The following is a 17,117-nucleotide window of genomic DNA, read 5'->3' on the forward strand; positions in this document are numbered from 1 at the left end:
GCCCGCGCCAGAAAAGTCTCGCGGACGAATTGCTCTAAACTTGCGATTCTAGGCCAGCGCCCCGTGCCGGCGCACCGATATCCGTCCAATCGTCCCCCCGATGCCCGAGCAGGAACCCGTCTCCCCCGTCGATCCCGCGTTGCCCGCACCCGAAGCGCCGCCCGCGCCGGCCCCCGAGCCGCCGGACGTGCCCGACTTCGATCCGCGCCCGATCCTGGCCCGCATGCCGGGGCTGCCCGGCGTCTACCGCTATTTCGATGCCGACGGCAACGTGCTCTACGTGGGCAAGGCGCGGGACCTGAAGAAGCGGGTGTCGAGCTATTTCACCAAGACGCAGCTGTCGCCGCGCATCGCGATGATGGTGGGCAAGATCGCGCGGATCGAGACCACGGTCGTACGGACCGAAGCCGAGGCCCTGCTGCTTGAGAACAATCTGATCAAGGCGCTGGCGCCGCGCTACAACATCCTGTTCCGCGACGACAAGTCGTACCCGTTCCTGAAGCTGACCGGCCACAAGTTCCCGCGCATGGCCTACTACCGGGGTGCGACCGATCGCAAGCACCAGTATTTCGGCCCGTTTCCGAGCGCCCACGCGGTGCGCGAAAGCATGCAGATCCTGCAGAAGGTGTTCCAACTGCGGACCTGCGAGGACACCGTGTTCAACAACCGCACGCGGCCGTGCCTGCTGCATCAGATCCACCGCTGCACGGCGCCATGCGTGGACGCGATTTCGGCGGACGACTACGCGCGCGACGTCGGCAACGCCGCCCGCTTTTTGCAGGGACGCGAGACCGAGGTACTGGAAGGGCTGCAGCAGAAGATGGAAGCCCACGCGGTGCAGTTACAGTTCGAGCAGGCGGCCGCCGTGCGCGACCAGATCTCGGCGCTGTCCACGGTGCTCAAGCGGCAGGCCGTGGAAGAAGTGGGCCAGGCGCGCGACATCGACGTGCTGGCCGTGGCGGTGCAGGGCGGCCGCGCGTGCGTGAACCTGGCGATGGTGCGCGGCGGCCGGCATCTGGGCGACAAGGCGTACTTCCCGGCCCATGCCGACGAGACGGCGATGATCGTCGAGGAAAGCGACGATACGGCGGAGGCCGCCGCCGAGCCCGTGGTCGACGCCGCCGGGGAGCCGCTTGCCGGATCGATGGCCGAGCCGGCTGCGGATCCGGTTGCCAATCCTTCGTCCGACGCAGCCCTGGCCGAAACCGGCCCGCTGTCCGTCGACCGGATCGCCATGCGCGTGCTGTCGGCCTTCATGATCCAGCACTACCTGGACCAGGCGCCGCCGCCGATCATCGTCGTCAGCCACCTGCCCGCCGATGGCGCCGTGGTGGAGGCGCTGTCGATGCAGGCCGGCCGCAAGGTGTCGCTGGTGCGCCAGCCGCAGGGCCAGCGCCGCGTGTGGCTGGAAATGGCCACGCAGGGCGCCGGCCTGGCCCTGGCGCGGCGGTTGTCCGAGCAGGGCAGCCAGGAGGCGCGCACCCGCGCGCTGGCCGAGACCATCGGCCTGGACATGGAAGACCTGGCGATGCTGCGCGTCGAGTGCTTCGACATCAGCCATACGGCGGGCGAGGCGACCCAGGCGTCGTGCGTGGTGTTCCACCATCACGCGATGCAGAACAGCGAGTACCGCCGTTTCAATATCACCGACATCACGCCCGGCGACGACTACGCGGCCATGCGCCAGGTGCTGACGCGCCGCTACCAGAAGCTGGTGGAGCAGATCCAGGAGGACGGCGGCGACCCGAACGCCGAGGGCGCCGACGGCGTGCCGCGCATGCCGCGCGTGGTGCTGATCGACGGCGGCAAGGGGCAGGTGGAGGTGGCGCGGCAGGTGTTCGAGGAACTGGGGCTCGACATCGGCCTGCTGGTTGGCGTAGCCAAGGGCGAGGGCCGCAAGGTGGGCCTGGAGACGCTGATCTTTGCCGATGGCCGGCCGTCGCTGGAGCTGGGGCAGGGCAGCGCGGCGCTGATGCTGGTGGCGCAGATCCGCGACGAGGCGCACCGCTTTGCGATCACGGGCATGCGCGCCAAGCGGGCCAAGGCGCGCACGACGTCGCGGCTGGAGGAAATCGAGGGCGTGGGCGCGCGCCGCCGGCAGAAGCTGCTGACACGCTTTGGCGGCCTGCGCGGTGTGATGGCGGCGAGCATCGACGAACTGGCCAGCGTCGAGGGCATCTCGCGCACACTGGCCGAGGAAATCTACCGCCAGCTCCACTGAGACGGGCGGCGCTGGCGGCCGACCCGCCGCCGGACGCCTTCCCACCCGAAATCTTCGGCTTCAGGCCGAAATCGGCGACAATCGCGCAATCTGCCCAGGCAACCACAACGAAGACGCCGCCGTCCGGCGCAAGACCGCTCCGCCCATGCCACTGAATATTCCCATCCTGCTGACCTGGCTTCGCGTGGCCATGATCCCGCTTGTCGTCGGGGTCTACTACCTGCCCGAGGCGTGGTTGCCGACGCATACCAAGAACGTCACCGCGGCGTCGTTCTTCATCATCGCCGCGGTGACGGACTGGCTCGATGGCTTTCTGGCGCGGCGCTGGAACCAGACCTCCGCCTTCGGCGCGTTCCTGGACCCGGTGGCCGACAAGCTCATGGTGACGGCCGCGCTGCTGTCGCTGCTGGCCCTGGGGCGCGTGGCGGACCTGATCGCGCTGGTCATCATCGGCCGGGAGATCACGATCTCGGCGCTGCGCGAATGGATGGCGCAGATCGGCGCGTCCCGGAGCGTGGCGGTCAACTTCCTGGGCAAGCTCAAGACCACGGTGCAGATGATCGCAATCCCGCTGCTGCTGTTCAACGATGCGCTGTTCGGGCTGGATGCGTCGGTGCTGGGCACCGTGATGATCTACGTGGCGGCCGTGCTCACGCTGTGGTCGATGTTCTATTACATGAAGCTCGCCTGGCCGCAGATCCGCGAACGCAGCGACGCGCTGAGCGGAGCCCGCACGCAAAAGTGAAAATCGCTGCAAAAAGTTGTTGACGAGCCGGTTCGTCCTTTGCAATAATCTCGTTCTCGCTGCTGACGACGCAATCGAAAGCAGCAAGATAAGCGGTACTTAGCGCGAATTGCCAGCACGAAGCTGCGTAGTTAAAAGAAGTTGCGCGATAGTCTGCTTTTCGGTATGATGCAGGGCCCTGCGGGAGTAGCTCAGTTGGTAGAGCGCAACCTTGCCAAGGTTGAGGTCGCGAGTTCGAGACTCGTCTCCCGCTCCAGGTTAATGGCATCCGGTGACACGGCGATGTAGGTCGGGTCGGCGGATAGGCAGCGCAAGCTGCCGCAGCAGTAAAAGTTGTACGCGGGAGTAGCTCAGTTGGTAGAGCGCAACCTTGCCAAGGTTGAGGTCGCGAGTTCGAGACTCGTCTCCCGCTCCAATCCCAAAGGGAAGCGTCGCTTCCCTTTTTCATTAGCAGATTGGCAGGAAAATCCGGATTGGATGCCTGCTGCGGTGTCGGCAACCCCGACGACGCATGCGGCGAATCCGGATACAATCCAGCATCGTCACCTGGCGGGGTGGCAGAGTGGTTATGCAGCGGCCTGCAAAGCCGTGTACGCCGGTTCGATTCCGACCTCCGCCTCCAGTTGCAAGCAAACGGCGCCCGATGGGCGCCGTTTTGTTTTCCCGCACGCCGTTTCCTCTCGTCGTTCTACGAATTTGACGCCTGCTTTTCGGACTGTTCTCATCCGGGCCCGTGTGGGTCGCGTGTTACATTAACGCCATGCCGTACGCATCCGGGACGGCGCCTGGCGTGGCCATCGGCCACCTCGCGCAGTCGGATTCCGGTGCATTCCCTTGCCGTGGCGCATGACCGACCGTCGTGCGCCGATGGACTGCGGCGCCGCTTCCCGAATCACCCGAACCCACGCGCGACCTGCGCCTGCCAGGCCGTTGCCGGCCGCCGGCGGCGTGCAGCGCTGTGGAGCGACGGTGATGCCATCGTTCACCCATTCGCCAGAAAGGAACCCCAGACGCATGCAGCACGCCACCCCGCTCATCAGCACCATCGTCGGCGGCATTGTGCTGGCGTTCATCCTGGGAGCCATCGCCAACCGGTTTCGGCTGCCGCCGCTGATCGGCTACCTGTGCGCGGGCATCGCCGTGGGGCCGCATACGCCCGGCTATACGGCCGACCAGACGCTGGCGCCGGAACTGGCCGAACTGGGGGTGATCCTGCTGATGTTCGGCGTGGGCTTGCATTTCTCGGTCAAGGACCTGATGGCCGTGAAGAAGATCGCCATTCCGGGCGCCATCGTCCAGATCGGCATCGCCACGGTGCTCGGCATGCTGGTGGCGTGGGGCTTCGACTGGCACTGGGGGCAGGGGCTGGTCTACGGCCTGGCCCTGTCGGTAGCCAGTACCGTGGTGCTGCTGCGCGCGCTGCAGGAACGCGACCTGCTGGAGTCGCCGCAGGGCCGCATCGCCGTGGGTTGGCTGATCGTGGAAGACCTGGCGATGGTGCTGACGCTCGTGCTGCTGCCGGCGATGGCCGGCCTGCTGGGCGGCGCCGACGGCCAGGGCGCATCGGCGCCGACCACCAGCGAGGTGCTGATCGAGATCGTCGCCACGCTGGGCAAGGTCGTGGCGTTCGTCGCCGTGATGATGGTGATCGGCCGGCGGTTCATCCCGTGGATGCTCGAACGCATCGTCTGGACCGGCAGCCGCGAGCTGTTCCGGCTGGGCGTGCTGGCCACGGCGCTGGGCGTGGCGTTTGGCGCGTATTCGCTGTTCGGGGTCTCGTTCGCGCTCGGTGCGTTCTTCGCGGGCATGGTGCTGGCGGAATCGGAATTCAGCCATCGCGCCGCCGAGGAATCGCTGCCGCTGCGCGACGCGTTCGCGGTGCTGTTCTTCGTCTCGGTCGGGATGCTGTTCGATCCGATGGTGCTGGTCAACGACCCGTGGGGCGTGCTGGCGACGCTGCTGATCATCGTGGTCGGCAAATCGGTGGCGGCGCTCGGCATCGTCCGCATGTTCGGCCACAGCCCCCGCGTGGGACTGACGATTGCCGCGAGCCTGGCGCAGATCGGCGAGTTCTCGTTCATCCTGGCCAGCCTCGGCGTGTACCTGAACATCCTGCCCGAGCGCGGGCAGGCGCTGATCCTGGCCGGCGCGCTGCTGTCGATCCTGCTCAACCCCGTGCTGTTTCACCTGCTTGACCGCTACTGCGCGCGGCACGATGGCAAGGCGCAGCGCGACGCTCAGCCGGCCTGAACCGGGGCGGCGCCGCGCAGGTATTCGGTGAATGCGAGCAGGCCCTGGGTGGGAAACTTGTCCTGATGGACGACGAGTTGCAGCGGGCGGATCACGCGCGGCAGGCCGGTGCGCAGCGCCACCAGCAGGCCCCGCTCGATCTCGTCGCGCACCACGTGTAGCGACAGGCAACTCACCCCGAAGCCGCTCATCACGGCGCGCTTGATCGCCTCGGCATTGCCCAGCTCCAGCGCGAAGCGCAGGGCGCCGAGCGCCGGCACCAGCCGGGCCTCGATGATCTCGCGCGTGCCCGAACCCGGCTCCCGGACGATCCAGTCGGCATCGCGCAGCATGGTGTGCAGCGCGTCCGCCTGATCGGCCACGGCAGCCAGCGGATGGGACGGGCCGACGATGACCACCATCTCGTCGTCGCACCAGTGGACGCTTCGCAGGTCGCGCTCATGGCTGGTGCCCTCGATCAGCCCGATATCGACCTCGAATTTCATCAGGCTGTGCAGCACGTCCTGCGTATTGCCGATGCGCAGGTCCAGCGTGCACGGGCCGCTCTGGGCGTTGCGGAAGCCCGCCAGCAGCGCCGGCAGGATGTAGCTGCCGATCGTATTGCTGGCCGCGATCCGCAGTTGCACGCCACCTTCCGACGCAAACCGCTCCAGTTCATGCGCCTGGTCCAGCAGCGACAGCGCGCGCGGGAAGAACTGGCGGCCGGCCTCGTTGATGGCGAGGCGGCGGGCGACGCGGTCGAACAGGGCACCGTTCAGGGCACGTTCCAGTTCGGCCAGCGACGCGCTGACCGCGGACTGGGACATCGCCAGCGCTTCCGCGGCGGCCGTGGTGCTGCCGTGCTGGGCAACGGCGACGAATACCTGTAGCTGACGCAGGGTCAGGCGGAGCGGGCGTTGTTCCATGGGTCTATCGCTAAAACAGATAAGGCATAACGATATTACCCGTTTTACGGGTCATGTCCGGATGCGTACGCTGCAAGGCATCGAACAATAACGCTGTCCTGCCATGTCCACGGCTCCTGCCCCGCACTCGATTCCCGTCGTCATCGCCCCTTCCACGCTTGTGTTGTGGCGTAAGCGGCTCCTGACCCTGCTGCCCCTGGGCGCGATTGCCTGGCTGGCGCAGGCGCTGGCCGATCATCCGGCCATCTCGCAGTACGGCCTGTCGGCGCTGACGCTGGCGATGGGGGCGGGCATGGTTGCCGCCAACACGATGCCCCGGCACTGGCTGACGCCGCTGGCGCCCGGCATGCAGGTGGCGCGCCATCATCTACTGCGGCTTGGCGTGGCGTTGTACGGGCTGCGCCTGACGTTCGGCGCGATTGCCGCGCTGGGCGTAGGGGGTGTCGTGGTGCCGCTGCTGATGCTGGTGGCCACGCTGCTGTTCGGCATGTGGGTCGGGTCGTCGTTCTTCGGCCTGAGCCGGCGCGAAGCGATCCTCGTCAGCGCGGGCAGCGCGGTGTGCGGCGCGGCGGCGGCCATCGCCGTGTCGTCGGTCGTGCGGACCGATGATCGCCAGACGGCCGTGGCGGTGGCGACGGTCGTGCTGTTCGGCACCGTCGGCATGCTGCTGTACCCGTGGATCTACGAACTGGCGACGCAGCACTGGCACCTGCAGATCAGCCAGCGCGCGTTCGGCATCTTCACCGGCGCCACGCTGCACGAGGTGGCCCAGGTCATCGCGTCCGGCAAGATGGTTGGCGATGGCGCGGCCGATGCCGCCGTGGTGGCCAAGATGGTGCGCGTGCTGGCGCTCGGGCCGCTGCTGCTGGTGATGGCGCTGTGGCCGCGCACGAGCTGGTCGCAAGAGTCGGGTGGCACGCGCAACCTCAAGGCGCTGCTGCGCTCGGTACCGTGGTTCGCGGTGGGCTTTGTCGCGGTGATGGCGCTCAATTCGGCGGCGCTGGTGCCGGGGAGCTGGAAGCCGACGCTGATCGCCTTCGACAACTGGCTGCTGGCCTGCGCGATGCTCGCCATCGGCCTGCACACCCGCATCGGCGACCTGCTGCGCGCCGGCCGCAAGCCGCTGGCGCTGGCCGGGCTGCTGTTCGTGTTCCTGATGGGAGTGGGGGCGGCGCTGTGCGCGGTGCTCGTCTGACGCGTTGCCCGCGTTGTTGCTAGGGGAGAGCGTTGGTGCGGCCGACGGGACTCGAACCCGTAAGCCCGTAAGAGCGGCAGATTTTAAGTCTGCTGAGTCTACCAATTTCTCCACGGCCGCACGGCAAGCCCGGTATTGTGGTGGCTTAGGCGGCAGGAAGCAAGCCGGATACATCGCCCAGGGTATGTGATCCCGCTGTTACCGGCGGTAACAATGTCGCGCCCTCCGTTTCACCTCGGAATTCATGACCTCGTACAATTACGAGTAACAGGAATCCTCCTAACTCAAAGAGGCACGATCATGAAACGTTGGTTGTTCGCAGCATTCGGTGTGGCCGCCGCGCTGGCGTCTGGCGCCGCCATGGCGCGTGTGAACGTCGACGTGGCGATCGGTGTTCCGGGCGTCGTGGTGGGGGGGCCCGCCTACTATCCGCCGGCACCCGCTTACTACGCACCGCCCCCGCCGGTGGTCGTGGCGCCGGCCCCGGTCTACTACGGCCCGCCGCCGGTGGTGGTTCGCCCGGCTCCGGTCTATTACGGCGCGCCCCGCTACTACGGTGGTGGCCCCCGCTACTACTACGGTCCGGGCTGGCGCGGCCGCGGTGGCTACTACGGTCCTCCGGGACACGGTCATGGTTATGGCCACGGCCACGGTCATCGCCACTGAGCCTGCTCTCGCAGATCATCGAAAAGCCCCGGCAACGGGGCTTTTTCTTTGGCAGGCGTTAGGGCAGTCGGGCGCCCATCTGACTCGCCGTGGGCAGCGTATGTGCGATTAGGTTCCCGCTTAGCACGGAGGCTCAAAGTTTTTGATGCGTCCGCTCAAGCCATCTGGATTTTCCCCTAGGGGTTTCCCCCTAAACTCCCTGATGTGACGTCGCTCCCACAGCCACCGCATGCAACGACGGCTGATGGCGCGGCGCCCGTCGTCCAATCGAACAAGGGGATTTTCATGGCCATCCAACAACGTCTGGCAATTGCCGCCGCCATTGGCGCGCTTGCCGCACTCTCGACCTCCGCCTTTGCCGCGCCGGTCAAATATGACATCTACAGCGGCGGCCAGCGCGCCGTCGACAGCCGCGACGTCTACACGGACGGTGCCCGCGTCACCGGATCGCGCGACGTGTATTCGGATGGCGCGCGCGTGACCGACCGCCGCGACGCCTTCTCGGACGGCGCCTGATCCCACGCGCGTCGCCGCCATCGGCATACCAAGGCCCGCGCGCATGCGGGCCTTGTCGTTCGTGGCGCCGGTGCAGGCCGCGCCCTGAGCGTCAAGCCATCGCAAGGTGAAGCAGTTTCAACTCCGGCGGGCCGGCATCGGGCGATATACTGCAGCCTCAACCCTGAACGATGGAGAGAGGTATGCAGCAAAAGACCGTACTGACGGCTGACGACGTGAAGAAGGTGCTGGTCGCCGCCGAGGCAGAGGCCAAGGCCAACAACTGGGCTGTCACGATTGTCGTCGTCGACGACGGTGGTCATCCGCTCGGCATGCTGCGCCTGGATGGCGTGGCCACGATCTCGGCCTATATCGCCACGGAGAAGGCGCGTACCGCGTCGCTGGGCCGCCGCGAGTCCAAGATCTACGAGGACATGATCAACAACGGCCGCTACTCGTTCATGACGGCCCCGCTGCTGCAAGGCATGCTCGAAGGTGGCGTGCCCATCGTCGTGAACAACCAGGTGGTGGGTGCCGTGGGCGTTTCGGGCGTCAAGTCGACCGAAGACGCGCAGATTGCCCGCGCCGGTATCGCCGCCCTGGGTATCTGATGACGCCGCGGCCCCGTGCCGCGAGCGGGCAGTAAAAAGCCCCGCAGGCGCAACGCCTGCGGGGCGGTATAAAAAGATGGCATGGCTGGCATCGGCCAGTCAGGCAAGGGGTCTGGAATGCTTGCCTGACTGGGGTATCCGATCGTCTGGCTACTGCCCAACACCCGTTGTCGACGGGTGGTCCCCACAAAAGTCTGTACAGGTCCGGCGCGTGGCCCGGACGGCGATTACTTGGTCAGGATCAGCTTGCCGTAGCGCGTCACGCGCAGCGTGTAGACCTCGCCGTTATGCAGGATCGGCAGCGTCGTGGCGCCTTGCATGATGGCTTCCAGCGGCACGGCTTGCGGATCGACCGGATTGTTCGGCGTCTGGCGCATCAGCGCTTCCAGGCGCGCGGGCAGGGCGGCGACCGCCGACTTGACCGATTCCAGCGCCGACGACGCCGTGGACGATGCTGTCGGCATCGCGGCCGCCGACTCGCGGCGCGCCTGCGGGGCAACCTCCACGCGGCGCAGGGACAGGCGGCGGCGCGTGACTTCACGCGGTTGCGACATCGGCAGGCTCAGGGTGCTCATGGTCTTCTCCGTTCGAAGTGTGCCGTCAGGACGGGACACGGGATAGCGGGTCGGGGTTCGCCGTGGCGAACCAGCAGTGAAAGAATCTTAAATGAGAACCGTTATCATTACAAGCGACTTCGCGCGAAGTTACATCTGTGACGCGGCTGTGGCATGACGCGCGTGAATCGGACAACTGCGCTACCCGCGAATCCAACAAAAAAGGCACCCGAGGGTGCCTTTTCCGATTGTGGAGCCTGCCAGCTCAGCGCTTGGGCTCGGTAATGAAGCCGATCTTGCCCAGGCCGCCATGCTGCGCCGCGGCCATGACTTCGGCCACGCGCTCGTAGCGGACGTCACGATCGGCGCGCAGGTGCAGCTCGGGCTGCGGCTGCTGCTGTGCCGCCGCCGCGATGCGCTGCTCCAGCTGGGCCGGATCCACTTCTTCCTGGTTCCAGAACACCTTGCCCTGCGCATCGACGGAAACGTTGATGTTCTGCGGCTTGGTGTCGTTGGGCTGGTTCGTTGCACGCGGCAGGTCGATCTTGACCGCGTGGTTGATGACGGGAATCGTGATGATGAAGATGATCAGCAGCACCAGCATGACGTCGACCAGCGGCGTCATGTTGATTTCGCTCATCACCTCGTCATCGTCTCCGTCCAGGGTGCCGAATGCCATGATGCTTTCCTTTGGGCGCTACGAATCCGCGCTCAGTTCTTGACGGCCAGGCGCATCGACGCATCGTCGGTGGCGCGGGCCGCGGAGGTCGGACGCACGCGGGCGCCGGTGACGAAGTAGGCGTGCAGGTCGTGCGCAAAGCGGTTCAGCTTGCTGATCACGCCCTTGTTGCCGCGGCTCAGGGCGTTGTAGCCCAGCACGGCGGGGATGGCGACGGCCAGGCCGAAGGCGGTCATGATCAGCGCCTCGCCCACCGGGCCGGCCACCTTGTCGATCGTCGGCACGCCCGAGGCGCCAATGCCGATCAGCGCGTGGTAGATGCCCCACACGGTGCCGAACAGGCCCACGAACGGCGCGGTGGAACCCACCGACGCCAGGATCGCCAGGCCCGACTGCATGCGCGCCACGGCCTCGTCGATCGAGCTCTTGAGCGAGCGGGTCAGCCAGTCAGAGATGTCCAGCGCGTCATGCAGCTGCGGCTGGCTGGCGCGGTGGTGCTGGGCGGCTTCCTTGCCGGTCACGGCCAGCGTGCGGAACGGGTTGGCTTCGCTGGCGCCCAGTGTGTCCAGCGCGTGATCGAAGTCGTCCGAGTGCCAGAAGCGCTTCTCGGCGCCGTGCGCCATCTTCTTGAGGCGGACCAGATCCCACGCCTTGGTGAGAATCACGATCCACGACAGCAGCGACATGATCAGCAGAATGATGGCGGTCGCGCGCATGACGAAATCGCCTTGCGACCAGAGGTGGGAGAGTCCGAGGTCCTGCATGGTGGTTCCTGAAAGGGTCAGTGTTTAGGGTATCGGAAAAATCCGGGGAATCAGTTCAACTCGAATTTGATCGGCTGCTGCGCGGTGGCGGCCACGGCGCGGCCGTTCTCGACGTACGGCTTGCAGCGGATGGCCTTGGCGGCGGTCAGCGCGGCGTCGTCAAGGCGGTCCGAGCCGCTGGACTTCGACACGACGGCCTTGATGACCTGGCCCTTGTCGTCGAAATTCAGGCGGATGATCGCGGTGCCGGTCTCGCCCATGCGCTGCGACTGCCGGGGATAGACGGGCGCCGGCTGCGAGCAGGCCATCTCGCCGATGCCCACGGCGCGCGGTGCCGAGTTCATCGCCACGGGCGGCGGGGCGGGCGGTTCCGGAGCCGGCGGGGCAGGCGGTGCGGGCGGCGCCTCGATGGCCGTCGGGGTCGGCGGCAGCGTGGCCACCGGGGCCGGCGTGGGCTGCGGCTTCGGCGGCGTCGGGCGCGGCGTCACGACCTTGACCTGCTTGGGCGGCGTGGGCTGCGGCTTGGGTGGTTCCGGAGCAGGCGGCTCGGGCTTGGGCTGCTCCATGGGAATGATGCGGGCCATGATCTCGGGAGCGATGACGGCCTCTGTCAGCTTGCGGGCCAGCCCGCTCTGGATCAGGTACAGCAGTCCGGCATGGAACAGCAGGACGGCGATGGTGATCTTGAAAAATCGTTGATCGAACATGAGAGGAACAACAGGTGCTCGCCTTGCGGCGCAATCACTTGCGGTAGAAGAGGATCAGCGAGATGCCACATCCGACCAGCAGGCTCAATAGCAATTCCATGATGATAACGCTCCAGAGAAACACAGCCGTTGGGTAACCGGTTACAGGGGGAGCGCCACTCTTGGGCAGCGTATCAGCGCGATAGTATAAACGATAATGATTCTTATTTGTTGCACATTGTGCAATGCGTGACGGTATTCTGCGCCCGCTTCATTGCGCGTCGCGCAGCAATTCGGGGGCCGATGTCGGGCCCGCGCTACGTGTCCGATGCCGCGCCGCGGCGTGCCGCCGATGCCCCACTTCCGGAAAACCGCGCTACGATTAACAGGAATCCCCAGTTAGCGGCAGACACGGCACAGGCCAGGCGCTTCCCCGCGGTCCGGACGCGCCCCATGGCCCTGTGCGAAGGGAACCAGCCATGGATTTCACCCGTTTTGCTGAAGACGACCGCACGATGGACGACCGCAGCACGCTGCTGCGTGCGTCGCCCGGGGCGGTGGGCACCTCGGCGCTCGACTGGATGTGCGCGCAGTTCGCGCTGCGCGTGGTGTGCGCGCTCGGGCCGCGCTTCAACCTGCGCAGCAACATCAACGATGTGCTCACCGTCAGCGCGCAGGAGATGGTGTGGCCGTACGGCGTGGTGCTGCGCGTGCAGCGCTTCCTGTCCGCACGGTGCGCCGACATGCCGGCGTGGAAGGGCGCGTCCCGCCTGTCGCCCGAGGATTTCCTGGAGCGCCACGGCCAATGGAACAGTGCCTTCGACGAAAGCGCGCTGTTTTACTACCTCGACGAGTACGTGAAGCACCACGCGAAGGACATGTTCGCGGTGTTCGCCGCGTCGTCGGCCGCCATCGCGGCGCGGCTCGATGGCGAGCGCGTGCTGCTGGTGCGCAACATCGACATGCTGAGCCACGTGCTGAACCTGCCCGAGCACGAGCGCAAGCTGCTGCTCTATGCGGCGCTGGCCAAGTACAAGCGCGACCTGCGCGCGGTGATGGTCGACTGCAAGGTTGCGCACAGCCAGGAGGCGTTCCAGATCCTGTCCGGGCTGACCGGGGCATCGCCGGCCGACATTGCCGCGTCGCTGCGGCCAGGCTCGCGGCTGGAAACGCTGAACCTGATCGAGCAGCCGCTGCCCGAGAACAGCGTCACAGACCTGGGCGACCTGATGCGCCTGTCCGACCGCCTGCTGCACGTGCTGCTGGGCAACTACGCGAGCGAAGCCGAGATGATGGCCGTCTTCACCCGGCCGGCCGCGCCGCCCACGCTGGGCACCAGCGACTATCCCCATGTGGAAACCGACGCGCGCTACCTGACCGCGCTGCTTGGCAACGCCACGCGGCAGAACGCGTCGGGCGTGAACGTGCTGATCTACGGCCCGCCGGGCACCGGCAAGACCGAATTCGCGCGGCTGGTGGCGCGCGAGGCCGGCTGCGAGCTGTACGAGGTGGACTGCTTCGACCGCGATGGCAACAGCCTGTCCGGCAAGGACCGATACCGTTCGTTGCAGGTGTCGCAGGCATTCCTGCGTGGGCGTCCGCGCACGGCGCTGCTGTTCGACGAGGTGGAGGACGTCTTTCCGGGCAGCGCGCGCGAGCTGATGAGCCTGTTCGGCCAGGAAGACACGCGCGCGTCGGTCAATGGCAAGGCGTGGGTCAACCAGACGCTGGAGCAGAACCCGGTGCCGGTGATCTGGATCTCGAACTCGATCCGGCAGATCGACCCGGCCTACCTGCGGCGCTTCCAGTTCCACCTGGAACTGAAGATCCCGCCGCCGCAGGTGCGCGAGAACATCATCCGCAAGCACCTTGGCAGCCTGGCGGTCAGCGATGCATTCATCGCCACGCTGGCGGCGCGCAAGACGCTGACGCCGGCGCAGGTCCAGTCGGCGGCGCGCTTTGTGGAACTGGCGCGGCCCGACGTCGACGAGCCCGTGGAGGCGCTGATCGTGCGCCAGCTGGAGCATGCCGACCGGGCGATGGGGCTGCGGCCCGAGGCCGAGGCGCGGCCGGTGGTCACGCGCTACCGGCTGGACAACCTGCACCTGGAGACGCGCTACGCGGTGGAAAAGATCGTGCAGGCGCTGGGCGCCCGGCAGCGCGGCACGCTGTGTTTCTACGGGCCGCCCGGCACGGGCAAGACGGCGCTGGCCGAGCATATCGCCGCCGCGCTGGACCTGCCGCTGATGATCCGCCGCGCGTCGGACCTGATGAGCAAGTACGTCGGCGAGACCGAGCAGCAGATTGCGACGATGTTCGCGCGCGCGGAGGAAGACGGCGCCGTGCTGCTGCTCGACGAGGCCGACAGCTTCATGCAGAGCCGCCAGCAGGCCGTGCGCAACTACGAGGTATCGGAAGTCAACGAGATGCTGCAGGGCATGGAGCGCTTCAACGGCATCTTCATCTGCACGACGAACCTGTTCGACCGGCTCGACGAAGCCGCACTACGTCGTTTTTCCTTCAAGATCCGCTTCCTGGCGCTCAAGCCGTCGCAGCGCGTGGCGATGTTTGTCGACGAGGCGCTCGGTGGCGACGCCGGGCGGATGACCGACGCGATCCGCCGCGACCTGGACGCCATGGACTGCCTCACGCCTGGCGATTTTGCGACAGTCAAGCGCCAGTCCGTCGTGCTGGGCGAGGCGCTGACGCCAGACGAATTCCTGGCTCAGCTCCGCCAGGAGCATGCGGTGAAGCCAGAGGTGCGGCAGCACCGCACGGTCGGCTTCACGCAGTAGCCGTTTCCTTAGATTTGCGGGGGGGGTGACGCCGGTCAGGCGCCGATGGCTGGCGCCGGTTCGATCGCGACGGTTTCCGCGCGCGCATCCACCTGCAGCAGCGCGGCGGCCATGTCGTGCAGGTGCCGCGCGTCCTTGGTCGACAGATAGCGGATCTCGGGCGCCCCGTCGGGGCTGGCCGCCAGGCCGAACTCGTCGAGCTTGCGCGACAGCTGGCGGGCAATGGCCAGCCCGGTGTCGATCAGCGCCAGGCGGTCGCCGACCATGTCGCGGATCGTCCCGGACAGAAACGGGTAGTGGGTGCAGCCCAGCACGAGCGTGTCGGCGCCCGCGTCGAGCATCGGTGTCAGGTAGGCGTCGAGCTTCTCGCGGATGGCCGGGCCCGAGACGTCGCCCTGTTCGATCAGCGCCACCAGGCCATGGCCGGCCGTGCAGAGGTAGCGGCTTTCGGGCGCCAGCGTGGCCAGCAGCCGGTTGAACTTGGCGCTCTTGAGCGTGTTGGCCGTGGCCAGGACGCCCACCACCTTGCTGCGGCTCGACGCCGCCGCCGGCTTGAGGCCCGGTTCCACGCCGATGATCGGCACCGGCAGCCGCTCGCGCAGCGTCTGCACCGCATGCATCGTGGCCGTGTTGCAGGCGATCACCAGCGCCTTGCAGCCCTGCGCCACCAGCCATTCGCAGACCTGGAGCGTGCGGGCCTCGACAAACGCTTCGGGTTTGTCGCCGTACGGCGCGTAGCGGGAATCGGCCAGATAGACCAGCGGCTCGTGTGGCAGCATGGCGCGCACTTCGCGCAGCACGGACAGGCCGCCAAGGCCGGAGTCGAAGACGCCGATGGGGGAGGGATTCACAGGCAGGCGTGCCAAGAGGAAGGAAGCCCCTCCCGCCGGGCGGAAGGGGCCAGTACTGCAAACTACGTCAGGCTCAGGCGGCGGCGACCGGAATCTTGCCGATCTTGGCCTGCCATTCCGCCGGGCCGGTTTTGTGGACCGAGGTACCCGAGCTGTCCACGGCCACCGTCACAGGCATGTCCTTGACGTCGAACTCGTAGATCGCTTCCATGCCCAGGTCTTCGAAGGCCAGCACCTTGGCGCCACGGATGGCCTTGGAGACCAGGTAGGCGGCGCCGCCCACGGCCATCAGGTAGGCCGACTTGTGCTTCTGGATCGATTCGATCGCCACCGGGCCGCGCTCGGCCTTGCCGATCATCGCGATCAGGCCGGTCTGCGACAGCATGGTCTCGGTGAACTTGTCCATGCGGGTCGCCGTGGTGGGGCCGGCCGGGCCGACCACCTCGTCGCGCACCGGATCGACCGGGCCGACGTAGTAGATCACGCGGTTCGTGAAGTCGATCGGCAGCTGCTCGCCCTTGGCCAGCATGTCGGCGATGCGCTTGTGCGCGGCGTCGCGGCCGGTCAGCATCTTGCCGTTCAGCAGCAGCGTCTGGCCCGGCTTCCACGAAGCCACTTCCTCGGGCGTCAGCGTGTTCAGGTCCACGCGCTTCGACGTCTCGGTGTTCGGCGCCCATTCCACCTTCGGCCAGGCGTTCAGATCCGGCGCTTCCAGCCTGGCCGGGCCGCTGCCGTCCAGCGTGAAGTGGACGTGGCGCGTGGCGGCGCAGTTCGGGATCATCGCCACGGGCTTGGACGCGGCGTGCGTCGGCGCGGCCATGATCTTGACGTCCAGCACGGTGGCCAGGCCGCCCAGGCCCTGGGCGCCGATGCCGAGCGCGTTGACCTTCTCGAACAGCTCGACGCGCATTTCCTCGATCCAGTCGCGCGGGCCGCGCGCGATGATGTCCTGGATGTCGATGTGTTCCATCAGCGATTCCTTGGCCATCACCATCGCCTTCTCGGCGGTGCCGCCAATGCCGATGCCGAGCATGCCCGGCGGGCACCAGCCAGCGCCCATCGTCGGCACGGTCTTGAGCACCCAGTCGACGATCGAGTCCGACGGGTTCAGCATCACGAACTTCGACTTGTTCTCGGAGCCGCCGCCCTTGGCCGCCACCTGGATGTCCACGGTGTTGCCCGGCACCACCTCGTAGTGGATCACGGCCGGCGTGTTGTCCTTGGTGTTCTTGCGGGCGCCTTCGGGCGGGTTGACGATCGACGCGCGCAGCACGTTGTCCGGATGCGTGTAGCCGCGGCGCACGCCCTCGTTGATCATGTCCGACAGGCCCATCGTGGCGCCGTCCCAGCGCACGTCCATGCCCACCTTGACGAAGATCGTGACGATGCCGGTGTCCTGGCACAGCGGGCGCTTGCCTTCGGCGCACATGCGGCTGTTCGTCAGGATCTGGGCAATCGCATCCTTGGCGGCCGGACTCTGCTCCAGCTCATAGGCACGGCCCAGGCTGGTGATGTAGTCCATCGGGTGGTAATAGCTGATGTACTGCAGCGAGTCGGCGACGCTCTGGATGAGGTCTTCTTGCTTGATGACTGTCATTTTGTGGGGGAGGGCAGCGGTGAAACACAGCCCGGGATGATACACCGTGGCGGGGGCGGCCGTACGCGGTGCATACAGCCGTCGACAGCTTTGGTCGGGTATT

At 66.8% G+C, this 17,117-nt stretch carries 15 protein-coding genes and 4 tRNA genes; 11 read left to right on the plus strand and 8 right to left on the minus strand.

Annotated elements, in window-relative coordinates; genetic code table 11:
• Positions 1–100: 100 nt before the first annotated feature.
• The 6 genes from uvrC to ybaL all read left to right on the plus strand — a co-directional run bounded on the left by uvrC (position 101) and on the right by ybaL (position 5,216).
• The gene (uvrC, locus tag EHF44_RS11315; protein ID WP_124683829.1) at positions 101–2,221 is read left to right on the plus strand and encodes an excinuclease ABC subunit UvrC; all 2,121 of its coding nucleotides are present in this window, start codon (positions 101–103) and stop codon (positions 2,219–2,221) included.
• Positions 2,222–2,366: 145 nt separating this feature from the next.
• On the plus strand, positions 2,367–2,966 hold the full coding sequence (gene pgsA, locus EHF44_RS11320) for a CDP-diacylglycerol--glycerol-3-phosphate 3-phosphatidyltransferase (RefSeq protein WP_124683830.1): 600 nt from the start codon (positions 2,367–2,369) through the stop codon (positions 2,964–2,966).
• A gap of 180 nt (positions 2,967–3,146) precedes the next feature.
• Positions 3,147–3,222, plus strand: a tRNA-Gly gene (locus tag EHF44_RS11325).
• Between the two features lie 83 nt (positions 3,223–3,305).
• A tRNA-Gly gene (locus tag EHF44_RS11330) sits at positions 3,306–3,381 on the plus strand.
• Between the two features lie 133 nt (positions 3,382–3,514).
• Positions 3,515–3,588 (plus strand) — tRNA-Cys (locus EHF44_RS11335).
• Between the two features lie 392 nt (positions 3,589–3,980).
• Complete coding sequence (gene ybaL, locus EHF44_RS11340) at positions 3,981–5,216, plus strand: YbaL family putative K(+) efflux transporter (RefSeq protein ID WP_124683831.1); 1,236 nt, start codon at positions 3,981–3,983, stop codon at positions 5,214–5,216.
• Here the strand turns inward: ybaL and EHF44_RS11345 are convergent.
• Positions 5,204–6,121 carry a LysR family transcriptional regulator gene (locus tag EHF44_RS11345; RefSeq protein WP_124683832.1) on the minus strand — a complete coding sequence of 306 codons (918 nt, stop codon included), beginning with the start codon at positions 6,119–6,121 and terminating at the stop codon, positions 5,204–5,206. The genes ybaL and EHF44_RS11345 overlap by 13 nt on opposite strands.
• 103 nt (positions 6,122–6,224) lie before the next feature.
• Between EHF44_RS11345 and EHF44_RS11350 the strand changes: the two genes are divergently transcribed.
• Positions 6,225–7,316 (plus strand): YeiH family protein, encoded by a 1,092-nt coding sequence (locus tag EHF44_RS11350; protein ID WP_124683833.1) that lies wholly within the window; start codon positions 6,225–6,227, stop codon positions 7,314–7,316.
• Between the two features lie 33 nt (positions 7,317–7,349).
• Here the strand turns inward: EHF44_RS11350 and EHF44_RS11355 are convergent.
• Positions 7,350–7,436, minus strand: a tRNA-Leu gene (locus tag EHF44_RS11355).
• A 180-nt stretch (positions 7,437–7,616) separates the two neighbouring features.
• Here EHF44_RS11355 and EHF44_RS11360 point away from each other — a divergent pair.
• The 3 genes from EHF44_RS11360 (at position 7,617) to EHF44_RS11370 (ending at position 9,088) form a co-directional block, all read left to right on the plus strand.
• Complete coding sequence (locus EHF44_RS11360; RefSeq protein ID WP_124683834.1) at positions 7,617–7,982, plus strand: hypothetical protein; 366 nt, start codon at positions 7,617–7,619, stop codon at positions 7,980–7,982.
• Between the two features lie 285 nt (positions 7,983–8,267).
• Positions 8,268–8,498, plus strand: a complete 231-nt coding sequence (locus EHF44_RS11365) for a hypothetical protein (RefSeq protein WP_124683835.1) — start codon at positions 8,268–8,270, stop codon at positions 8,496–8,498.
• Between the two features lie 182 nt (positions 8,499–8,680).
• Complete coding sequence (locus EHF44_RS11370; protein ID WP_124683836.1) at positions 8,681–9,088, plus strand: heme-binding protein; 408 nt, start codon at positions 8,681–8,683, stop codon at positions 9,086–9,088.
• A 227-nt stretch (positions 9,089–9,315) separates the two neighbouring features.
• On the opposite strand, the gene EHF44_RS11375 is transcribed toward EHF44_RS11370, so the two are convergent.
• From EHF44_RS11375 to EHF44_RS11390, 4 genes are all read right to left on the minus strand, one after another.
• Positions 9,316–9,663: a hemin uptake protein HemP gene (locus EHF44_RS11375; RefSeq protein WP_124683837.1), complete on the minus strand. Its 348-nt coding sequence runs from the start codon at positions 9,661–9,663 to the stop codon at positions 9,316–9,318.
• Between the two features lie 244 nt (positions 9,664–9,907).
• A complete protein-coding gene (locus tag EHF44_RS11380; protein ID WP_124683838.1) occupies positions 9,908–10,321 on the minus strand; it encodes an ExbD/TolR family protein in 414 nt (137 codons plus the stop codon).
• Positions 10,322–10,353: 32 nt separating this feature from the next.
• Entirely contained in the window at positions 10,354–11,085 is a 732-nt protein-coding gene (locus tag EHF44_RS11385; RefSeq protein WP_124683839.1) for a MotA/TolQ/ExbB proton channel family protein, read from the minus strand.
• Between the two features lie 50 nt (positions 11,086–11,135).
• A complete protein-coding gene (locus EHF44_RS11390; protein ID WP_124683840.1) occupies positions 11,136–11,792 on the minus strand; it encodes an energy transducer TonB in 657 nt (218 codons plus the stop codon).
• Between the two features lie 458 nt (positions 11,793–12,250).
• On the opposite strand from EHF44_RS11390, the gene EHF44_RS11395 reads away from it, so the two are divergent.
• Complete coding sequence (locus EHF44_RS11395) at positions 12,251–14,566, plus strand: AAA family ATPase (RefSeq protein ID WP_124683841.1); 2,316 nt, start codon at positions 12,251–12,253, stop codon at positions 14,564–14,566.
• A gap of 35 nt (positions 14,567–14,601) precedes the next feature.
• On the opposite strand, the gene murI is transcribed toward EHF44_RS11395, so the two are convergent.
• Both murI and EHF44_RS11405 read right to left on the minus strand, forming a co-directional pair.
• Complete coding sequence (murI, locus tag EHF44_RS11400) at positions 14,602–15,417, minus strand: glutamate racemase (RefSeq protein WP_124683842.1); 816 nt, start codon at positions 15,415–15,417, stop codon at positions 14,602–14,604.
• 73 nt (positions 15,418–15,490) lie between these two features.
• Positions 15,491–17,014 carry a fumarate hydratase gene (locus EHF44_RS11405; protein ID WP_124683843.1) on the minus strand — a complete coding sequence of 508 codons (1,524 nt, stop codon included), beginning with the start codon at positions 17,012–17,014 and terminating at the stop codon, positions 15,491–15,493.
• Positions 17,015–17,117 lie beyond the last annotated feature (103 nt).

Source organism: Cupriavidus pauculus (assembly GCF_003854935.1).
Lineage (GTDB): Bacteria > Pseudomonadota > Gammaproteobacteria > Burkholderiales > Burkholderiaceae > Cupriavidus > Cupriavidus pauculus_C.